14 protein-coding genes and 2 tRNA genes are annotated in these 20,745 nt (G+C 63.9%); 3 read left to right on the top strand and 13 right to left on the bottom strand.

What is annotated here, in order from left to right; all coding sequences use genetic code 11:
- Nucleotides 1-116 precede the first annotated feature (116 nt).
- Both LF63_RS15755 and metH read left to right on the top strand, forming a co-directional pair.
- Complete coding sequence (locus tag LF63_RS15755) at nt 117-1,196, top strand: homocysteine S-methyltransferase family protein (RefSeq protein ID WP_043100323.1); 1,080 nt, start codon at nt 117-119, stop codon at nt 1,194-1,196.
- On the top strand, nt 1,193-3,877 hold the full coding sequence (gene metH, locus LF63_RS05995; RefSeq protein ID WP_043100322.1) for a methionine synthase: 2,685 nt from the start codon (nt 1,193-1,195) through the stop codon (nt 3,875-3,877). The genes LF63_RS15755 and metH overlap by 4 nt, the downstream gene beginning before the upstream one ends.
- Here metH and LF63_RS05990 read toward each other — a convergent pair.
- On the bottom strand, nt 3,862-4,218 hold the full coding sequence (locus tag LF63_RS05990; RefSeq protein ID WP_043100319.1) for a lipid-A-disaccharide synthase N-terminal domain-containing protein: 357 nt from the start codon (nt 4,216-4,218) through the stop codon (nt 3,862-3,864). The genes metH and LF63_RS05990 overlap by 16 nt on opposite strands.
- Nucleotides 4,219-4,354: 136 nt before the next feature.
- Between LF63_RS05990 and LF63_RS05985 the strand changes: the two genes are divergently transcribed.
- Nucleotides 4,355-4,429 (top strand) — tRNA-Val (locus tag LF63_RS05985).
- A gap of 62 nt (nt 4,430-4,491) precedes the next feature.
- On the opposite strand, the gene LF63_RS05980 is transcribed toward LF63_RS05985, so the two are convergent.
- From LF63_RS05980 to ileS, 12 genes are all read right to left on the bottom strand, one after another.
- On the bottom strand, nt 4,492-5,841 hold the full coding sequence (locus LF63_RS05980) for a hypothetical protein (RefSeq protein ID WP_043100318.1): 1,350 nt from the start codon (nt 5,839-5,841) through the stop codon (nt 4,492-4,494).
- Between the two features lie 289 nt (nt 5,842-6,130).
- Nucleotides 6,131-8,344 (bottom strand): LTA synthase family protein, encoded by a 2,214-nt coding sequence (locus tag LF63_RS05975; RefSeq protein ID WP_043100317.1) that lies wholly within the window; start codon nt 8,342-8,344, stop codon nt 6,131-6,133.
- 203 nt (nt 8,345-8,547) lie between these two features.
- The gene (locus tag LF63_RS05970) at nt 8,548-9,036 is read right to left on the bottom strand and encodes a type IV pilin protein (RefSeq protein WP_152569260.1); all 489 of its coding nucleotides are present in this window, start codon (nt 9,034-9,036) and stop codon (nt 8,548-8,550) included.
- Between the two features lie 12 nt (nt 9,037-9,048).
- A complete protein-coding gene (locus LF63_RS05965; protein WP_043100316.1) occupies nt 9,049-12,858 on the bottom strand; it encodes a pilus assembly protein in 3,810 nt (1,269 codons plus the stop codon).
- Between the two features lie 55 nt (nt 12,859-12,913).
- Nucleotides 12,914-13,456 carry a pilus assembly PilX family protein gene (locus LF63_RS05960; RefSeq protein WP_043100315.1) on the bottom strand — a complete coding sequence of 181 codons (543 nt, stop codon included), beginning with the start codon at nt 13,454-13,456 and terminating at the stop codon, nt 12,914-12,916.
- Nucleotides 13,457-13,565: 109 nt separating this feature from the next.
- Nucleotides 13,566-14,642 carry a prepilin-type N-terminal cleavage/methylation domain-containing protein gene (locus LF63_RS05955; RefSeq protein WP_081945115.1) on the bottom strand — a complete coding sequence of 359 codons (1,077 nt, stop codon included), beginning with the start codon at nt 14,640-14,642 and terminating at the stop codon, nt 13,566-13,568.
- Entirely contained in the window at nt 14,639-15,136 is a 498-nt protein-coding gene (gene pilV / locus LF63_RS05950; protein WP_184655119.1) for a type IV pilus modification protein PilV, read from the bottom strand. Before pilV ends, LF63_RS05955 begins: the two co-directional genes overlap by 4 nt.
- On the bottom strand, nt 15,136-15,810 hold the full coding sequence (locus tag LF63_RS05945; protein ID WP_235205276.1) for a GspH/FimT family pseudopilin: 675 nt from the start codon (nt 15,808-15,810) through the stop codon (nt 15,136-15,138). The genes pilV and LF63_RS05945 overlap by 1 nt, the downstream gene beginning before the upstream one ends.
- A 181-nt stretch (nt 15,811-15,991) precedes the next feature.
- Nucleotides 15,992-16,067, bottom strand: a tRNA-Thr gene (locus tag LF63_RS05940).
- 76 nt (nt 16,068-16,143) lie between these two features.
- Entirely contained in the window at nt 16,144-17,088 is a 945-nt protein-coding gene (gene ispH, locus LF63_RS05935) for a 4-hydroxy-3-methylbut-2-enyl diphosphate reductase (RefSeq protein WP_043100310.1), read from the bottom strand.
- A gap of 112 nt (nt 17,089-17,200) precedes the next feature.
- Nucleotides 17,201-17,701, bottom strand: coding sequence for a signal peptidase II (lspA, locus tag LF63_RS05930; protein ID WP_043100308.1), 501 nt, complete (start codon nt 17,699-17,701; stop codon nt 17,201-17,203).
- Nucleotides 17,702-17,834: 133 nt separating this feature from the next.
- On the bottom strand, nt 17,835-20,699 hold the full coding sequence (gene ileS, locus LF63_RS05925) for an isoleucine--tRNA ligase (protein ID WP_043100306.1): 2,865 nt from the start codon (nt 20,697-20,699) through the stop codon (nt 17,835-17,837).
- Nucleotides 20,700-20,745: the final 46 nt, after the last annotated feature.

Genomic DNA, 20,745 nt, shown 5'->3' with positions numbered 1-20,745 from the left:
GCCGGGACCCAGAGTCTTTCCCCGAACATCTGGCGTTGCAGGATTCCGGCTTGCGCCGGGGTGACGGAACGCTAGGCATCATCATCGAATTTTTTGCTCACCGAATATCTTCTGCCATGACCCACGTACTTCCCTGGCTCCATCCCGACCGCGCCCAGCAGCTCCAAGCGGCGCTCGACACGCGTATCCTGCTGCTCGACGGCGCCATGGGCACCATGCTGCAAGGCCACCGCCTGGACGAGTCCGGCTATCGCGGCGAACGTTTCGCGCACGGCTGCGACGGCCGTCACGACCACGTGCACGACGCCTCCTGCGCGCGCGAACTGAAGGGCAACAACGACCTGCTCAGCCTGTCGCAGCCGGACATCATTCGCGGCATCCATGCCGCCTACCTGGACGCCGGTGCGGACCTGGTCGAGACCAACACCTTCAACGCCACCCGCATCAGCCAGTCCGACTACCGCATGGAAGCGCTGGTGCACGAGCTGAACGCCGAGGGTGCGAAGCTGGCGCGCGCCGCTTGCGAAGCCGCCGAGCGCAAGGACCCGTCGCGCCCACGCTTCGCCGTCGGCGTGCTGGGTCCGACCAGCCGCACGGCGTCGATCTCGCCCGACGTCAACGACCCGGGCTTCCGCAACGTCAGCTTCGAGGAGCTGGTGGACAACTACACCGAGGCCACCGACGGCCTGATCGAGGGCGGCGCCGACCTCATCATGGTCGAGACCGTGTTCGACACGCTCAACGCCAAGGCCGCGCTATTCGCCATCGACGCGGAATTCCGTCGTCGCGGCGGACGCCTGCCGCTGATGATCTCCGGCACCATCACCGACAAGTCCGGCCGCACGCTCTCGGGGCAGACGCCGGAGGCCTTCTACATCGCCCTGGCCCACGCGCGGCCGCTGTCGATCGGCTTCAATTGCGCGCTCGGCGCGGACGAACTGCGCCCGCATGTGCAATCGCTGGCGTCGCTGGCCGAATGCCGCATCAGCACGCACCCCAATGCCGGCCTGCCCAACGCCTTCGGCGAGTACGACGAGACGCCGGAACAGATGGCGCGCACGCTGGGCGGCTTTGCCGAGGAGGGCCTGTTGGACATCGTCGGCGGCTGCTGCGGCACCTCGCCGGAGCACATCGCGGCGATCGCCGCCGCCGTGCGCGAACATGCGCCGCGCAGCCGCGTGCGGGAGGCCGCATGACGCGCCGCCTGACCCGTCTGTCCGGACTGGAGCCGCTGGTCCTGACGCCCGACCTGAACTTCGTCAACGTCGGCGAACGCACCAACGTCACCGGCTCGGCGCGCTTCCGCAACCTGATCAAGGAGGAGCGCTTCGAGGAAGCCGTCGACGTGGCGCGCCAGCAGGTCGAGAACGGCGCGCAGATCATCGACGTCAACATGGACGAGGGCCTGATCGATTCGGAAGCCGCGATGGTGCGCTTCCTCAACCTGATCGCCTCCGAACCCGACATCGCCCGCGTGCCGGTGATGATCGATTCGTCCAAGTGGAGCGTGATCGAGGCCGGCCTGCGCTGCCTGCAGGGCAAGGGCGTGGTCAACTCGATCTCGCTGAAGGAAGGCGAGGACGCCTTTCTCGAACACGCCCGCAAGATCATGCAGTACGGCGCCGCCGCCGTGGTGATGGCGTTCGACGAGGACGGCCAGGCCGACAGCCTGGAGCGCAAGGTGGCGATCTGCTCGCGCGCCCATGCGCTGCTGACGGAGAAACTCGACTTCCCGCCCGAAGACATCATCTTCGACCCCAACATCTTCGCCATCGCCACCGGCATCGAGGAACACGACAACTACGCCGTCGACTTCATCGAGGCCGCGCGCGAACTGAAGAAGCGCTTTCCCGAGAGCCACGTCTCCGGCGGTCTGTCCAACGTGTCGTTCTCGTTCCGCGGCAACAACACCGTGCGCGAGGCGATCCATTCGGTGTTCCTGTACCACGCCATCGCCGCCGGCATGGACATGGGCATCGTCAACGCCGGCGCGCTGGCGATCTACGACGACCTGGATCCCGAACTGCGCGAAGCGGTCGAGGACGTGGTGCTGAATCGCCGCAAGGACGGTACCGAACGCCTGCTCGCCCTCGCCGAGCGCTTTAAGGACGACAAGACCGAGGCGAAGGTCGAAAACCTCGCCTGGCGCGAAAAACCGGTGTCCGAGCGCCTGTCGCACGCGCTGGTGCACGGCATCGACCAGTACGTCATCGACGACACCGAGGAAGCGCGCCAGCAGTCTTCCCGACCGCTCGACGTGATCGAGGGTCCGCTGATGGCCGGCATGAACGTGGTCGGCGACCTGTTCGGCGCCGGCAAGATGTTTCTGCCGCAGGTGGTCAAGTCCGCGCGGGTGATGAAGAAAGCCGTCGCACACCTGATTCCCTACATCGAGGAAGAGAAGGCACGCACCGGCGACGCCGGCAAGAACAACGGCACCATCATCATGGCCACGGTCAAGGGCGACGTGCATGACATCGGCAAGAACATCGTCGGCGTGGTCCTGCGCTGCAACAACTTCGAGGTCATCGATCTCGGCGTCATGGTGCCGGCGCAGAAGATTCTCGAAACCGCGCGCGAGCACAACGCCGACATCATCGGTCTGTCCGGCCTGATCACGCCGTCGCTGGAAGAAATGAGCCAGGTGGCGAAGGAAATGCAGCGGCAGGATTTCCGCGTGCCGCTGCTGATCGGCGGCGCCACCACCTCGCGCGCGCACACGGCGCTGCGCATCGAACCGCACTACAACGCCGGCACGGTGTGGGTGAAGGACGCCTCGCGCGCCGTCGGCGTGGCACAGTCGCTGGTCAGCAAGGATGCCGTGGAGGCGTTTCTCGAAAAGATACGCGCCGAATACGCCGAGGTCCGCGAACGTCACAAGAGCCGTGGCGAAGGCAAGAAACTGGTCACCCTGCAGCAGGCGCGCGACCGCGCCTGGACGCGCGACTGGACCGCCTACGATCCCCCGGCGCCGAAGCAACCCGGCGTGCATGTGTTCGACGACTACGACCTGGCCGAACTGCGCACCTACATCGACTGGACGCCGTTCTTCCAGGCCTGGGAGCTGGCCGGCCGCTTCCCCGCCATCCTCGACGACGCCGTCGTCGGGGCGCAGGCGCGCGAGCTGTACGAGGACGCGCAGTCCATGCTGGACCGCCTGATCGCCGAGAAGTGGCTGCGCGCCCGCGCCGCGATCGGATTCTGGCCCGCGCAGCGCGTGGGCGACGACGTCGAGGTCGACACCGGCGCGGAGGCACCGACCACCCTGCACTTCCTGCGCCAGCAGGCCGACAAGCCCGTCGAGCGCCCGAATCTGTGCCTGGCCGACTTCATCGCGCCGGCCGACGCCGGCAAACCGGACTGGATCGGCGGCTTCGCCGTCACCGCGGGTATCGGCATCGAGGAACACGTGGCTCGCTTCGAGGCCGACAACGACGACTATTCATCGATCCTGCTCAAGGCGCTTGCCGACCGTCTGGCCGAAGCCTTCGCCGAACGCATGCACCAGCGCGTACGCACCGAATTCTGGGGCCACGCCGTGGACGAGCAGCTCGACAACGAAGCGCTGATCGCCGAGAACTACCGCGGCATCCGACCCGCTCCCGGCTATCCGGCCTGCCCCGACCACACCGAGAAAACCACGCTGTTCGAGCTGCTGGACGTCACCGCCCGCACCGGCATCGAACTGACCGAAGGCTTCGCCATGTATCCGGCCGCCGCGGTCTCCGGCTGGTACTTCGCACATCCGGACAGCCAGTACTTCGTGGTCGGCAATCTCACCCGCGAGCAGGTTGCCGACTACGCTCGCCGCAAGGGGTGGAGCCAGAGCGAAGCCGAGCGCTGGCTGGCCGCGAACCTCGCCTACGAGCCGGACTGAGCCGGCTCGGACGCCTTTGCCTTGCGCGACTTCAGGTCGCGCGTGTGCACGATGAGGTTGTAGACCGACACCACCACCGGGAACGTGTTGGAAAGAATGCCGACCGAATCGTTCTTGCCGAAGATGAAGTACGCCAGCAGCAAGGCGCTACCGCACACCGACAGCCACCAGAACGCCAGCGGCATCACCACGCGCCGGTGCTTGCGGGTGTAGTACATCTGCACGAACCAGCGACTGGTGAACATCGCCATGCCGAGAAAGCCGATGGCCTTCCAGGGCGTGACTTCAAAGCTCTGCAGGGCCTCGAGGATGTGCTGCAGATGTTGGTGGAGTTGGTCCATGGCGACGCGGCTCGGGGGAAGAATCCGCGCAAGTGTACCAACGCCGACACCCGCATGGACGCCCGCCGTCGCCGGAATCGCACACCGACCCATTGACCTCGGACGCATGTCTGCGTAGACTTGCGCGCTCTCTATCGGGCGGTTAGCTCAGCGGTAGAGCACTGCCTTCACACGGCAGGTGTCACAAGTTCGATCCTTGTACCGCCCACCATCTTCAGCACCGAAAAGGCCACCCATCGCGGGTGGCCTTTTCGTTTGCCCGGATCGCGGAAATTACTTCAGCTCTCCGGCGGCCGGCGCACGCTCGACCTTGAACACGCGCTGGTGCGGGGCGGGACCGCGCAGCATCGTCTTCTTCAGCTTGGCCGCCTTCTGGCAGGCGTTGCCGCCGTCGACGAAGACGCCGCCCTGATTGCACTTCCAGTCGTAGAAATTGGCCATGGCACCGGCCAGCTGCAGGCTGTAGTCGGTGCTCTGCGCACCCTTGTCGAACGGTACGCCCGCTTCCTCGTTCTGGAACCAGCGCATCCATTCCTTGGAGCCGACCGGCGGAATCTTGCTCTTTTCCTGGAAGGTCGGATTCATCGGCGACAGCTGCGGATACTCCGCCGTCATGTGGCAGCTCATGCACGAGCTCAACGGGTTGTCGACCGGGCCGTCGACGCGGCCGTTCCAGCCCAGATGGGTCGGCGGCAGCTCCTTGCCCGGATTGATCGCCGCTTCCTTGATGTTCGGATTGATGCGGGTCTCGGTCGGCGTCGGGTTGTCGTACTCGCTGCCGGTCAGCTCGGGATCGTTGCCCCACATCACGCCCAGCGGCACCAGGTTCTCCCAGCTCGGCTTGCCGCTGACGGCGCCGTTGTACTGGAAGGTGCCGAACAACCAGCCCGTGCCGGGCACGCGCGAATCGCGCACCGCGAAGTCCATCTGGATCAGCGCCAGTTTCTTCACCGAACGGTCAGCGGAATCGAAGGTGTTGGTGACGTAGGCCTGCCACAGCACCGGGTTCTGCAGGAACGGCACGTTCTTGTAGTCGATGTCGGCGAACAGCGCCTTGCAGACCACGGTGCCGTCATGGAAGCTGTTCGGCTCGGACGTGTACGAGGCGTCCGGCTTCTGCGGATTCTTCCAGACTTCGCCGATGGTGTAGGCGCCGATGGCGTTGTAGACGCCAACCGCGTAGGTCTGGCCGGAGTCGGTCTGCGTCGAGGCCAGCTGCTTGGGCTGGATCGGCGCTTCCTTGGTCAGCCCGTGGATGCCTTCGCGGCCCAATGCGCCGTAGTGCTGCCACGGCATGTGGTACCAGTGACGCACCGGGTTCTTCTGCACATCCCAGTTGGTCTCGGCGTTGCCGGCCAGACAGTACTGCTTCACTGCTGCCAGGTACGGCTTCCAGCTGTCGTAGTTATTGGTCAGCTTGGACGGCAGCAGCGTGAAGAATGCCGGCTTGCCGCTCGGCAGGGTCTGCGGATAGTTCTGGCTGAGCTGGAACAGCGGGCCGCTGTATTCGCTGGACGGCGGCTGGTAGCCGAAATCCGGAAACGTGCCGGCGCTGGCCACGCCGGTCGCCAGCAACGCCACCAGGCCGAGGCGGGCAAAGGTTCTGCTTCGTGCAGTGTGCATGTCTTACCTCCCGTGTAAGTGATCCCAAGAATGACCGTCCAGGTCAGGGAAAGCACACCGCTTCGATGTATCCGCATCGGGGGACGGGGTTGCATGCGGTCCAGCCGGCACGCGATCTTGCATACGCGCGGACCACGACACGTTGCGACTCCGTTCCCGACACCCCTCCCTGGGCATGGCCCGCGTTTCCTCGCCTTGCTTGCGAAGGCTGGTCGCGCGCGCCTTTGTCGCACGGACGTCCTCCGCGCGCAAGCTTCCTCGTGCGCGGAGGGGCATTCCTCAGAACGCTTCAGGGCTGTGTCGTGGACGCCGCCGGTGCCGGTGCGAACGCCGAGGCCGCCGTGGCGGGCATCGCCGCGGAAGCCGCCGGCGCCGGCAGCGGCGCGACCGGCGTGGCGTCGCTGGCACGCCACTTCATCTGCCCGTTGTGGAAGGTCTCGTAGGCCACCTGGTACGACGCGATCGCTTCGTCCACCTGTGCCTGGTCGACCGACGCCACCGGCTTGACGTCGCCGTTGGCGAAGTTCGGCGTCACCTGCTCGACTTCCTTGCGCGGCGACAGGATCGTCAGGGTGTCGCCCTTCAGATAGCCCAGCCGCTGATAAGTCGACGGAAACGCGCGCTCGCGTTCGTCCGGCGCCAGCTTGAACACGTCGTAGCCGAAGAAACGGCTGCGGTAGCTGAAGTGCAGCAGGCCCAGCAACGTCGGCGGAATGTCCATCTGCGCCATCATCCGGTTCACCACCTGCGGCTTGAACTGCGCCGGCGCGTAGATGATCAGCGGGATGTGATAGTGATTGACCGGAATCTCCGCGCTACCCGCGCTATGCGCGCAGTGGTCGGCGGTGATCACGAACACCGTGTCGTCGAAATACGACTTCTTACGCATGCGCTGGATGAAGTCGTTGATCGCCCAATCGGTGTAGCGGAGCGCGCCGAAGCGGGTCTTCTGCTGCCCCTTCACGCGCCCCTCGGGGAAAGTGTACGGGCGATGATTCGACGTGGTCATGATGTGCAGGAAGAACGGCTTGCCCTGCTTGTGGATCTTGTCCATCTGCAGCATCGCCAACGAGAACAGATCCTCGTCGGACACGCCCCACACGTTCTCGCTGTGAATCTTCATGTCGGCCGGAATCGCGCGACGGTCGACCGCCTTGTAGCCGTTGGCGGCGAAGAACGGATTCATGTTGTCGAATTCGCCGTAGCCGCCGTACACGAACTCGGACACGTAGCCGTGCTGATTGAAGATGTCGGCCAGCGAGAACAGACCGCCATTGTTTTTCTGCTTGACCAGCGAGTCGCCCGGCGTCGGCGGCACCGACAGCGACAACGCTTCCAGGCCGCGCACCGTACGCGTGCCGTTGGCGTACATGCGCGTGAAGAACATGCTCTCGTCGGCCAGCTTGTCCAGGTGCGGCGTCAGGTTGTACTTGTTGCCGAAATGGGCCATGTAGCGACCGGACAGGCTCTCGACGCTGATCAGCACCACGTTGAGATGCTTCTCCGGACCCGGATTGCGGATGGCGCGGGTCAGGTCGCGCGGATCGTCGCTGACGTAGGTCGCATCCGGCGTCTTCAGCATCTTGCGCACGGTGGCGTAGGCCTGGTCGTCCGGCAGCGTCTTGTAGAACTGATCGAAGTTGAGCTGATCGGCGCGGAAGGCGGCGAAGAACTGGTAGATGCCGTTGCCGCCCAGATCGTTGACGTAGCGGTTGGCGGTCTGGTTGCGCATGTTGGCATTGACCAGGAATACCGAAAGCACGGTCGCGGCCAGCCAGCCCAGCACCACCACGGTCCGGCCGGCGAAGGTGCTGCCATCGTCGCGGGCGCGCAGCGTGCGGCGGCTGAAGAACATCACCGCCAGCGCGATCAGCGCGATGATCGTCAGCCAAAGACCGACCGGATACGACTCCTCGATGTTGCCGACCACTTCGCGCGTGTAGACCAGGTAATCGACCGCGATGAAGTTGAAGCGCGCACTGAACTCGTTCCAGAACGTCCATTCGGCCGCGGCGATGAACAGCATGGCGAACATCAGGATCGCGCAGAAGCCGTACAGCACCGTTCTGCCCGTGCGCGAGGTGTAGGTGAAGGCCGTCAGCGGCAGCATGAACAGGAACGGGATCAGCACCGGCCACGCCACCTTCAGCGTGGCGTGATAGGCCAGGTGCAGACCCAGCAGCACGGCCCCGCAGATCGCGACCAGCAACAGCGTCACCGCGAACCAGCGCAGGCCACCCGACAGACGCCCAGGCCGGGTCGGCACCAGCCAAAGGAACAGCACCATCGGCCATGCGAAGTACAGGAAGGCGACGAGGTCGTAACCCAAGCCGACCGCGAAGATGTAGAGCCAGTAGAGCGGACTCGCCGGCACACCGTCCCCGGTCTTGACCAGCAGGACAAGACGGGTCAGGAACGAGATGACCAGGAAGCAGATGCCCAGCCATACCAGAGGGCGAAAACGCTGACGAAGCGGATGAGGAGATGCGAAATGTCGGCTCATGGGGACCCTGCTTCGGATACAAATATCCGCCCATCATACGCCGACCTCGCCATGCGTTGCCCTGGCCCGATCACAGAATCATTGCAGGTACATAACAGGCACGATGTCCGCCCTGTTTGCGCCGCATGAAAAAGCCATCGCCCTGGAACGGGCGATGGCTTTGGAAAAACGATCGGCCGCCACTCAGCGGCGGCCGCACAGGGCTACCAGCATTCGTCCAGCGTCCCGGTACCGCTCTTGGTGCGCGTTCCCGACTGATCCAAGGTCAACGTGCCGCACTGGGTATCGCGGCTCTGCTGCGTGCCTTGGGGAGTGGCTTGGAGCGTGTACTTGCTCGATGACGATGTGGCCGGATCAAGGCTGTATGCGTAGTTGTTGCCCGTCTGCGATGCCGTCGCACAATCCAGACTGTACTTCGGCGGCGCCGCCGAACTCCCAGAAGCCGGGTAACTGAGGCTCGTGGTGTAGGCGCGTTCCATGTAGTTGGAGTACTCGGACAGACACCCCTCCGCGGCCACCCTGTTGGTCTTGGTGACATGCTTGATGTACGAGGGAATCGCGATGGCCGACAGAATCGCGATGATCGCCACAACGACCATCAACTCGACCAGGCTGAAACCATCCGCCCGAAACGCGACGCTCGATCCTCTTGCCTGCGGCATGTCGCCCATTCGCAGCAACTCTGATTTCATCTTCGCTCCCCCTTATTGAGTCGTCAGCTCACGCCACGAAACACGAACCGTCTGACCCGAGTTTCCGGACGTCTTGCGCTTGAGAATACTCAGATCGTTGTTGTCCAGGTTCGTATACATGTTGTTGCCGACGAAGATCGGATTGTTCGGCGAAGACTGATAACCGAGACCCGCGCTGGCGTAGGTCTTGCCGCCGACCGTGATGCTGTCGCCCGCGTTCACGCTTCCGTCGCCATTGACATCGAAGAAGTTGGACTGCGGATTCGTACCGGTGAACGGGTCGATGGCCATGATCCAACCGCGTCCTGAAGGATTGCACGGATCGGTGGCGAGCGGGATGCGCGTGGTACCCAACAACAGGCTGCCCTGGAACTGGTTGGTCGTCACCATGCGCTCGCCTTCCGGCATGTACGTGGTCGTAGTCGTACCGGTCGTCGAATCCGTGGTGGTCACCGGCGTTTCCAGATCGATGAACCAACCGGATTTGCCCGTCATGTCCGGCGTGGTCGGCGCCGGCGTGATCGCACGCGCCGGAAGGATGGCCGGCGTGACGCTGTCGTCGCCGGGCGTTTCGGCCACAATGTAGCGCTGCTGGAGCGAGCTGCGCCCGTTCGTGAGCAGATTGCTGATCAACTTCGGCGTCTTGGTGTCGACGATGATGCCGTACCAACTCTGCACCGAAAGATCGTTGAGGTCGCCGGCATTCAGGTATTGACCGGTCCCGAAGAACAGCCAGCGATCACCGGTGTCGGGGTTCCTGCCAGCCAGCATGCCTGACGTGATCGGCTGCGCCTTGCTTCCGTCGGTGGCCGTGAACAGAAGCGTGCCGGTGGGCGGCGTACTGCTCGTGTAATTGAGCTTGAAGGACCAGACATTGCCGTGCAGGTCGCCCGCGTAAGCCGTCGTGCCGAGACCGTTGCTGATGTCGTCGATCCAGACTACCGGAGCCGCCAGACCATTGTTGGCGGTGGTATCGGACGTGGGATAGACCGTCATGGCGCCGGTGGAAATGTCGAACTGCAGCAACGCGGAGACACCCTTGGTGCTGTTGTAGCCGTTGCCCATGATCACCGACCACTGACCGTTGGCTGTCTGGGCGATGACGGGTTTGCCGGTCATCTGACCGATGTAGTCGCTTCCCGTCTTGCCGTCGCCTGCAGAACGTTCCCACAGGAACTGGATCGAGGCCGGATTGGTAACATCCAGCGCATAGACCGCCTTGGCCGTACCCCGACCGGTGGTGCCCACCAGCACGGTGTGCCAAGCACTGCCGTAGTACACGTTGGCCGCGGTCAGTTCGCCGTCGTTGAAATATTGATGCGGTACGGTCGGCGAACCGTAGTCGGGGTCCGCAAGGTTCTTGATTCCGTCGGTGATGACGGCGGCGGGCATGTACGCATAGGTTTCCTTGCCGCTGCCAGCGTCGAAGGCGTGCAGCATGCCGTCGTTGCTGGCCACATACATCTCGGGAGTGCGGTTGAGCTTTGCGGTAACGAAACTGTCGTAGTCAGCGCTGCCCGTGAAGGTCTGGTTGTAGAAATCGTTCGCGCTCGGTGCGCCGATGTAGATCGGCTGCGAACTGACGATGTCTCCCAGCGGCGTGGAACGGTTTCGATAACCCGTGCCGCTGGCCACGTTCTTCTGCTCGTTGGTCGGATCGCCGCGCAGATAATCGAGAATAGCCTGCTGCTCGGTTGCATTGCTGCCCAGAGCGGACTGTTCCGCGCTGGAAAGCGACGAGATGTCCTTGAACGCGACAGCCTGCCCGGTGGAGGGATTGTAGGTGTAGATATTTCGACTCGCTGCCGAAGGAATGTTCTGCGCCGCATTCCAGCTCGGGTCCTTGGCGACATCGCCGGTTACCGGGTCGAGCGGATAGGCGCGAAGATCGCCTTCCCACTTCTCGGTGACGTAGACGGCCTGATAGGTCACCGTTCCCGTCTTCAGCTCCGTGGAGTTGGCCGCCAGGCTGGAACCCGAACCATTGCGGGACCTGGCGCGCGCCAGTGCATCCTTGATGGCGTTGGCAAAGTCCTTCGAATTCTTTGCGGAGTAGAAACCGCCATGGCCGTTGATGCCAGCATGCGCCAGGTCGGCGATGTTGTTGATCGAATTCCCAGTCGGCGTCGGCCAGCTGAAGTTAGCGATCGGATACAGCGCGTTGCCGTTTGCATCCGTGGCGTTTGGATGATCGGCCCAGTCCTGAATGGTTTCGATGCTCGTACCTGACGGCTTGATGCCGACGGGATCGAAACCGAGACCCAAGGTGAACGTGACCATGTGCTGCCAGAAAGCCGGATCCTGACCATTGGCCGGCACCGGCACCTCGTTCGACACGCTGGTGCGCAAATCCGTTTTCCAGTATTTCATGGCGACATCGGCCAGCGTATCGGACTGGTCATCCGAATAAGGCTGCGCTACCGTGTAGGTATTGGCAGTCTTGCCGTCCGGACTAGTGACCGGATCGCCAGCCGAACCATCCGCATTCCCGATGACGGTACTGGGCGCACTGCCGTTCCAGAAGCCATCCGTCGTCAAAATCGTGTAGGACTGCCGGCATGTCAGTTCGGTCGTATCCGTGCCGGATGTCTGCCACGGCTGCGCCGTCTCGTAATACTGGCCCACTGCGTCCAACGCTTTGCGCAACGGCGTAGAATTGTTCGGACTGATATTGGCCAGCCAATCCCAGAGATAGGCCTTCTGCGTGCCCGAAGATCCATCGCCAAACGGCTGGACCTGCGCAATGTAGTCGGAATTGAAAGTTGTGTAGTGCCCGGTTGCCTTGATGTCGGTGATATTGCGGTTGTTGATGGAACCGAAACCGATACGGAAATCGGGCGTGATGTTCGAGAACGAGTTCATCACGCCGCTCTTCGCCATCAGGATGCGCGTGCGGTAGTACGAGAACCAGTTGGCCACGTTCTGCTGCGTATAGGCACTGAAATCGCAATCGCTTCCCAGCGCCGCGGCTACGGCGCAGTCGGCCGAATTCTTGCCTACATAGTGGCGGGTATACGGACCGCCCACAGGTCCAGTGGTGTACGTGAACAGGTAAGCGTCGACATCCTGGGACCGCACGCACTTGCCTGACGTAGCGTCATAGCTTCCCCCGGAGGGACAGGTGTTGTTCGTGGTCGGCGAATAATAGGTGTACGTGATCTCGACATGAACGCACTGCTGCTGTCGGTTGGAATAATAATCGCCCTGATTGCACTTGGGATTCCAGTACGATCCCCGCGCGTCATAGAGGGTATACGACCTTTCCTCGTGTTGGCACTTCCCGCTGTTGGTGCCACTGGTGATCAAAGTGTCCCCACCATTGCACCCGGGGACCGGGTCATAGGTGGCATCCACCGTGGCTTGCAGGTATTCGTAGTAACGATAGCTACCGTAATACTGGGTCACATCCTGAGTGCCATAGGACGTGTGGAATCCATCGATGTACGCGGTGCCCAGCGGATTGTTGGCGTCTGAACCTGAGTCGGGGTAATACGATCCGTCCGCTTTCGGCGGCGGCGAGTAGATCTGCCCCGGATCGTAATAGGTTCCGTTGACGAGGGAATCGCGCAGACCATCCGACGATCGATCGGCCAGATAGTTCCAATCAGGCATGTAGTCGGAGGCCATCGAGCCAGAGTCGTCGAGCATGAGCACCATGTTCGGCGGCAACGGACGCTGGATCACCAGAGGCTCCTGGTCGACCGTGACCGCAGCCTGCGCCGTGACGAAGGGCGCGCCAGCCATCCACACTACAAGGCCGATTCCGAGAAGTTTGCGCAGAAAGTGCGCAGGCTTGCCGATGGAAGGGAAACGGATGTTCATGACGATATCGCTCTCTGGATAATCCCATGCGTTCGCACGCGGGACGTTGGACCGCTTATCCGCGCTTGATGACGGCCTGCAAGGTAACGATGGCTCGATTGTCGGTCGTGTTGCTGTCGCCCGGATCGCCGCTGCGTGCGGTGATCCGGTAGTAGGTGGACGTGATCGATGCACCCTGCACGCCCGCATTGCGGGAATTGGCGGTCTGGTTGAAGCCCGTGTTCTGCGAAGCGTCGCTCCAGTTGCCCATGTCCTCGATCACGTACTGAGGTTGCCCGGTCGCTGCGGAGCCGATCACGTACTGACCAGGGGCGGTACCTGATTGCACAGAGTGGATGTCGCTTGCCGTGATCGCCGAATCCTCGAACGGATTCGCACCGCACACCGTGCCGCCCGTCTGGCAGTTGCGCGCAATCAGATTCGGACTGGTGGCAATGAGGTCGGACGCCGCTCGCATGGCGGCCTCGGCGTTCTGCAGGGCCACCTGACGGTCGTACATGTTGGAGGCCAGTTTCTGTTGCACGATGGTGCCGCGCACGGCGGCAAAACCGACCAGCGTGATCACCACCAGCAGCAACAGGGCGATGACCAGCGCCACGCCGCGCTGCCTGCCGGCACCCCGCAAATACGACGTACGCCTGCGGAAACGCGGACTGGATGGAAGGACGCGAGCACCCGCTGCAATGGCGAAAGTCTTGGCATGCATCTCAGTTCACCCGATTGCGGATAGTAGTGGTGGACCAGAAATCGCGTTCGATGGGCTTGTATCCGACACCGGCACGGGTGTCGCTGCTCGTGACGAACAAATGGACGCGCACGGCATCCACGGCACTCCAATCGGTAATCGAAGCCGCGGAGAGGAAACTGCTGTTACCAGCCTGGTGATAGGCGATTTTCATACCGGTGACGCCACGCACCATTTCCTGCGGCGTGGGTGTCGGAACTCCGGCCTTGTTCACCACGCTGGTACGGAACAACGAGGTCCCGTTGTCGTTGTTGTTGCCGACGAACCAATCCACCGCGCTGAACTTCGCAATCTGCGAATTTTGATCGAAGGTATAGCCGTTGCCGTTACCGTTGCCGTCGCAATTGGTGGGATAACCCAGTCCCTTGCTGCAGTTGCCGGGTGAAGTCTTGTTGCCCTGGTTATGCACCAGCTCGACATTGCTGCTGTTCTGGACGGTGATCTGCACAATGGCCGCGTGGTCGTAGTCGCACACGACGATGATGTCGCCGCTCTGCAGGGACGTGGTCGTCTTATTGAGCTTGAAGTTGGCCGAATTGCTGGAAGGCGTGGAAGCCACGCTCAGGCCGGAACCCTCGATGCCCAGCAACTGGATGGAATCGCTGGTGGCGATGCGCTCGTTCACCGCCGTGCCCGTGGCGACGGCTGGGTCGGTCTGCGTGGAATCATAGCCGTGCACGGCGTTGCTCCACGTGGTGTACCAGTCCTGGCTCGGGTCGTAGCCCGACGGGTTGTTCGGGCCATTGTTCAGCACATTCGCCACGCGCCCGTTGTTGTTGCAGCCGTTCAGTCCTGCCTGCCGGATGTCGCGGGCCAGAAGCTCGAAGGCCACGCGCGCATTGGTCTGCACGTCACTAAGGGCCTGGTTGGTCTGATAGGTCCGCGAGCTGGCCAGAAACACGCTGCCGGCACCGGCGATGACCACGAGGCCAAGCACCATCGCGATCATCAATTCGATCAGGCTGAAGCCCCCGCTATGCTTTGCAAGACCTTGTCCGGCCGCAACGGCTCGGCGACGGTTTTCCGGATACGCGTTCATAGGATGGCCTTGGTCTTGAGGGTCTGGTTCGCATCGCCACCTACGCCAGCGCGGCTGTCATCGAACTGGATCGTGATGGTGCAGACACCCTGGTTATTGCAATTCACCGTGCCGCTCGTCGTGGCCAGGGCGCCGCCCAGATCCTTCCGCAACTGGGCACACCACGTTTTCAGCTGATCCCCCGCGAATCCCGAAGCCGTGGTCGAGCATGTGTCGGCCTTGATCGTGCCGTTGTAGGCGCCGGCCTTGGCCTGCGTCAGATCGGCGCGCATGGCGTCGAGAATCGAGTAACTGTCCACCGTGGCCAGACTGCGCGACATGGCGCTGTTGTTGGTCGAGAGCGACATGGCCAGCAAGGCGCCGACACCGAGAAAACCGATCGAAAGCACTAACAGGGCGATCATGACTTCGATCAGGCCGACGCCCTGCTGAGATGCACGCCTGCGCGCAGTCCAAAGACTCCGACGGGCTATGCGGAGCAGCGATGAACGCATCATGGGCAGGTCCCCTTGCTTTTCTGGGTTTGGACGATCGTGCCGCCGATCACGAAAATCTGGCGATGGTTGTCGGAACTGAGCTTGTCGGTGCAGATGTCGACGACGACGCTCGACCCCAACGCCGTGCCGTCCGGCTCCACGCCCATGCCCTGACCGTTGAACCGCACCGCCTTCAGGTCGCCGCTGAACTGCAGCGGCGCGGTGACCTTGATCTCGGGCGCGTGCGCGATGAAGACAGTTTTCTTGGTGGCGTCCTGCAACAACACGGCCGCACCCGTACCGGCCGTCGTGCACTGGGCGCCGAGGGTGTCGCTTCCGTTCTCGGTGCTGTTGTTGCTGCAGAACTGCGCGTAGTTGTTGCGCTTGATCGCCTCCATGCGCGCGGTGTTGATCGAGTCGACCATTTCGGAAGCCGCCGCATTCAGGCGATTGGAGAGCGTGATGTTCCTGAAGCTGGGCACGGCGATGGCGACCAGCACGGCGGCCACCGCGACCGTGATCATCAATTCCACGAGCGTGAAGCCGTTCGAGACACGCCGGTCGCACCATCGCGCGCTTGTGCGCGACGTGCCTGAGATCGCCGTATTCGCGGCTTGGCGACGTGCGTGACGCTGCGTAGTCAAATGGATCATCGATCCGAACCCCTGATCTGTATACCCCGCATACAGCATAGACAGGAGCGCACGGGTTTCCAGCGGCTATCGGACGAATGGCGGCTTTTGCCCGACCAGCGGCGCATCGCATGGCCAAACCTGTGGCGCGCGTCACACGGATGCTGTCCGCACGGCCATTCGCACACCACCCCAAAAACAGAACGGGCGTCCACGCGGGACGCCCGTTCTGTCTTGAATCTGGTGCCGTTGAGAGGAGTCGAACCTCCGACCTACTGATTACGAATCAGTTGCTCTACCAACTGAGCTACAACGGCAGCGGCAAAGAGGCGAGATTCTAGGCGGGTGGGCGCGATCACGCAAGCCGGATGTGCCGACACAGCCTGTTCGGGATCAGCCTTCGGCCTGACGCAGCTCGCGCGGCAGGGCAAAGGTGATGCTCTCCGGCTCGCCGTCGAGCTCGCGCACGCTGTCGCCGCCGTGCGCGCGCAGCCAGGCGATGACTTCCTGCACCAGGTTCTCCGGCGCCGAGGCGCCTGCGGTCAAACCCACCCGCGCAGCGCCGGCCAGCCAGGACGGATCGATGTGCTCGGCGCCGTCGATCAGGTACGCCGGCGTGCCTTCCTTCTGCGCCAGCTCGCGCAGACGGTTGGAGTTGGAACTATTGACCGAACCCACCACCAGCATCACGTCGACCGCGTCGGCCAGTCGGCGCACGGCGTCCTGGCGGTTCTGCGTGGCGTAGCAGATGTCGTCCTTGCGCGGCCCCTCGATGCTCGGAAAACGCTCGCGCAGCGCGGCGATGATGGCCTTGGTGTCGTCGACCGACAGCGTGGTCTGGGTGACATAGGCCAGGTTGTCGGGCGTGGCCGGCGTCAGCGCCTGCACGTCGTCGACCGACTCCACCAGCAGAATCTCGCCCGTATTGGCCGGGTTCCACTGCCCCATCGTGCCCTCGACCTCGGGATGGCCGGCATGGCCGATCAGCACCACGCTGCGGCCCTGCCGCCCCAGTCGCGCGACCTCCATGTGCACCTTGGTGACCAGCGGACAGGTCGCGTCGAACACCTTCAGCTGGCGCGCATCGGCCTCCTCGCGCACGGCCTTGGACACGCCGTGGGCGCTGAAGATGACGGTGGCGTCGTCCGGCACCTCGTGCAGCTCGTCGACGAACACCGCGCCCTTGCGCTTGAGGTTGTCGACCACGTAGCGGTTGTGCACCACTTCGTGACGCACGTAGATCGGCGCGCCGTAGGATTCCAGCGCACGCTCGACGATGGCGATGGCGCGATCCACGCCGGCGCAGAAACCGCGGGGATTGGCGAGAACAATATCCATGAAGCAACCTGACGATCATGAGGAGCGCGCCGACGGATACAGCGCGCGGTAGGCCGTTTTAGTGTACTGCAGCCGAGGCAACGGCCGGCGGCGGCCGTTCGGCCGCTTCGATTCACTTCGACCGGTGCGCAGGGCCGCCGAACATGCCGAAACCGATCAACAGCACCGCACCGACGAAAATCGACGAATCGGCCAGATTGAAGGCCGGATAGGCCCAGCGACCGAAATACAGCAGCACGAAGTCGGTGACCTGCCCGGCATGCAGCCGATCCACGAGATTACCCAGCGCGCCACCGATGATCAGCGCCAGCGGCAGCGCCGTACGCCAGTCGCGGCGGGGCGTACGCGCCATCCAGACCGCGAGACCGGTACTGATCGCCAGCGCCAGCACGGTGAAGAACCAGCGCTGCCAGCCGCTGCCGTCGGCCAGAAAGCTGAAAGCGGCGCCCTTGTTGAAGGCGAGCGTCCAGTACCAGAACCCGGAAACGACCGGAATCTGCTGGCCGGGAAGGATGCTCGAACGCACCCACAGCTTGCTCAGCTGATCCAGCACGATGACCACGCCGGTCAGCCACAGCCAGCTCAGCGCATTGGGTTTGGGCAGCTTGCTCATCGAAAATCCTGGTTGATCGGCGGCATCGCGACCGAGAGTGCCGGCCGGGCCGCGGTGCAGCACATGCGCTGCAAGCCATGACCCGGCAGAAAGCGGAACCGGCCTGCGTCCGTCGACACAGACGTGGGCCGCATCAGAACCAGCGACGCTCCTCGCCGCCGGCGTCGACGTTCTGCACGCAGCGCCCGCACAGCTCGGGGTGCTCGGGATGGCTGCCCACGTCCGGACGGTGATGCCAGCAGCGCACGCACTTGAGGGCGCTGCTCGGCGTTGCGGAAACCCAGGCCTCGCCCTCGTCCAGCTCGACGCGCTCGGCGCCGTCGCCACGGGCATCCAGGGCCGCCAGCTTCACGTCGGACGTGATGAAGAAAAAGCGCAGCTCCGCGGCCATGTCGGCGTAGCGATCCAGCAGATCCTTGTCGAGATACAGCGTGACCTCGGCCTGCAGCGACGCGCCGATGTCGCCGGCCTTGCGCATGCCTTCCAGCACGCGCGAAGCGGTCTCGCGGATGGCAAGCAGATCGGCCCAGTAGCGGCGCTGTTCGGCGCTGTCCTGCTGCGCCGCCAGACCGTCGTACCAGGTCTCGAACAGCACGCTTTCGCCGCGCTCGCCCGGCATGTGCTGCCACACTTCCTCGGCGGTGAAGCTCAGCACCGGCGCCAGCCAGCGCACCAGCGCTTCGAGGATGCGGAACATCGCGCTCTGTGCCGAACGGCGGCCCAGGCTGTCGGCCTGCATCGTGTACAGGCGGTCCTTGGTCATGTCCAGGTACAGCGCGCCCATCTCGTTGGTGCAGAAATTCTGCACGCGCTGCACGATCTCGGGGAAGTCACAGCGCTCGTAGGCGCCGGTGACGGCCTGCTGCACGTCATGCGCCACCTGCATCGCCCACTGGTCCAGCGGCAGACATTGTTCGACCGGCAACAGATCGGTCGTCGGATCGAAGCCCGCCAGATTGCCGAGCAGGAAGCGGCAGGTGTTGCGGATGCGGCGGTAACTGTCGGCGACGCGCTTGAGGATTTCGTCGGAGACGGCCATCTCGTTGCGGTAGTCGGCCGCGGCCACCCACAGACGCAGAATGTCGGCGCCGAGCGTGTCGAACACCTTCTGCGGCGCGACCACGTTGCCCAGCGACTTGGACATCTTGCGGCCGTTCTGGTCGACCGTGAAGCCATGCGTCAGCACCGCGTCGTACGGCGCGCGACCGTGCATGGCCGCCGAGGTCAGCAGCGAGGACTGGAACCAGCCGCGATGCTGGTCCGAGCCTTCCAGGTACATCACGCGGTATTCCTCGGCGTCGCCGGCCTGCAATTCAGGACGCTGGTCGATGACGCAGGCGTGGGTGACGCCGGAGTCGAACCACACGTCGAGCACGTCGGTGACCTTCTCGTAATCGGCCGCCTCGTCGCCCAGCAGTTCGGCCGGATCGAGCGTGTCCCACACGTCGATGCCGTGCTTCTCCACGCGCTGCGCGACCTGCTCCAGCAGCTCGATGCTGTCCGGGTGCGGTTCCTGGGTCTGCTTGTGCACGAACAGCGCGATCGGCACGCCCCAGGTGCGCTGACGCGAGATGCACCAGTCGGGACGGCCCTCGACCATGCCGGCGATGCGCTCCTGGCCCCAGCTCGGTACCCAGCGCACGCTCTTGATGGCGGTCAGCGCGGTGTCGCGCAGCCCTTCCTTCTCCATGCTGATGAACCACTGCGGCGTGGCGCGGAACGCCACCGGCGTCTTGTGCCGCCAGCAGTGCGGGTAGCTGTGCTCGATCTCGACGAAGGCGAGCAACTTGTGGCGCTCACGCAGCAGCTCGACGATGGCCGCGTTGGCCTTCCAGATGTGCTGGCCCTCGAACAGCGGCGTGCCCGGCAGGTACACGCCGCGCGCGTCCACCGGATTCAGCACGTTGGCCGGATACTTGTCGACCAGCCCGTAGCGGCGCGAGACGATGAAGTCGTCGGCACCGTGACCGGCGGCGGTATGCACCGCGCCGGTGCCGTCCTCGGCCGACACGTGGTCGCCGAGGATGACGGGAATCTCGCGCTCGTAGAACGGATGCGCCAGCAGCTGGTTTTCCAGCCGGGCGCCGCTCGCTCGACCGAGGACCGTGACGTTCTCGACGCCGTAGCGGGCCGCGACCGATTCGGCCAGCGCCTCGGCCACGGCCAGCAGCACGCGACGACCGTCGCGCGCCGGGCCTTCGATCAGCACGTACTCCAGATCGGAACCGACGCTGACCGCGAGGCTGGCCGGCAGCGTCCACGGCGTGGTGGTCCAGATCGGCATGGCGACGACGGCGTCGCCCGCCTCGGCGCCGAACAGCGCGGCGAAGCCCTGCGGATCGAGCGCGTCGTAGGCCACGTCGATGGCCGGCGAGCGCTTGTCGGCGTACTCGATTTCGGCCTCGGCCAGCGCCGAACCGCAGTCGAAGCACCAGTGCACCGGCTTGAAGCCGCGGATCACGTGGTCATTGCCGACAATGCGCGCCAGCGCGCGCAGCATGTCCGCCTCGAAACGGAAGTCCATCGTGCGGTACGGCGTGTCCCAATCGCCCAGCACGCCCAGGCGCTTGAAGCCCTCGCGCTGCTGATCGACCTGCTCGGCGGCGTACTCGCGGCATTTCTGGCGGAAGGCGGCGGCGTCGAGCTTGTCGCCCGGCTTGCCGTGCTTCTTCTCCACCGCGATCTCGATGGGCAGGCCGTGGCAGTCCCAGCCGGGCACGTACGGCGCGCGATAACCCGCCAGCAAATGCGACTTGACCACGATGTCCTTGAGCACCTTGTTGACCGCGTGACCGATATGGATCGCGCCGTTGGCGTACGGCGGGCCGTCGTGCAGCACGAACACGCGCTTGCGCTCGGCGGTGCGCTGCTGGATCTGCGCATAGCGGTCGGCCTGCGCCCATGCCTCGAGCCACGACGGCTCGCGTTGCGGCAGGTTGCCGCGCATCGGAAATTCCGTCTGCGGCAGATGGATGGTGCTCTTGTAGTCCTTGCTCATCGACAACTCGAATCCGGGTCGGTGTGGTTTTGCCCCATCAGGGCAG

Source organism: Oleiagrimonas soli (assembly GCF_000761445.1).
GTDB classification, from domain to species: Bacteria; Pseudomonadota; Gammaproteobacteria; order Xanthomonadales; family Rhodanobacteraceae; genus Oleiagrimonas; species Oleiagrimonas soli.
Note: the sequence above shows the minus strand (reverse complement) of the source record. Positions and strands in the feature narration are given on the sequence as shown.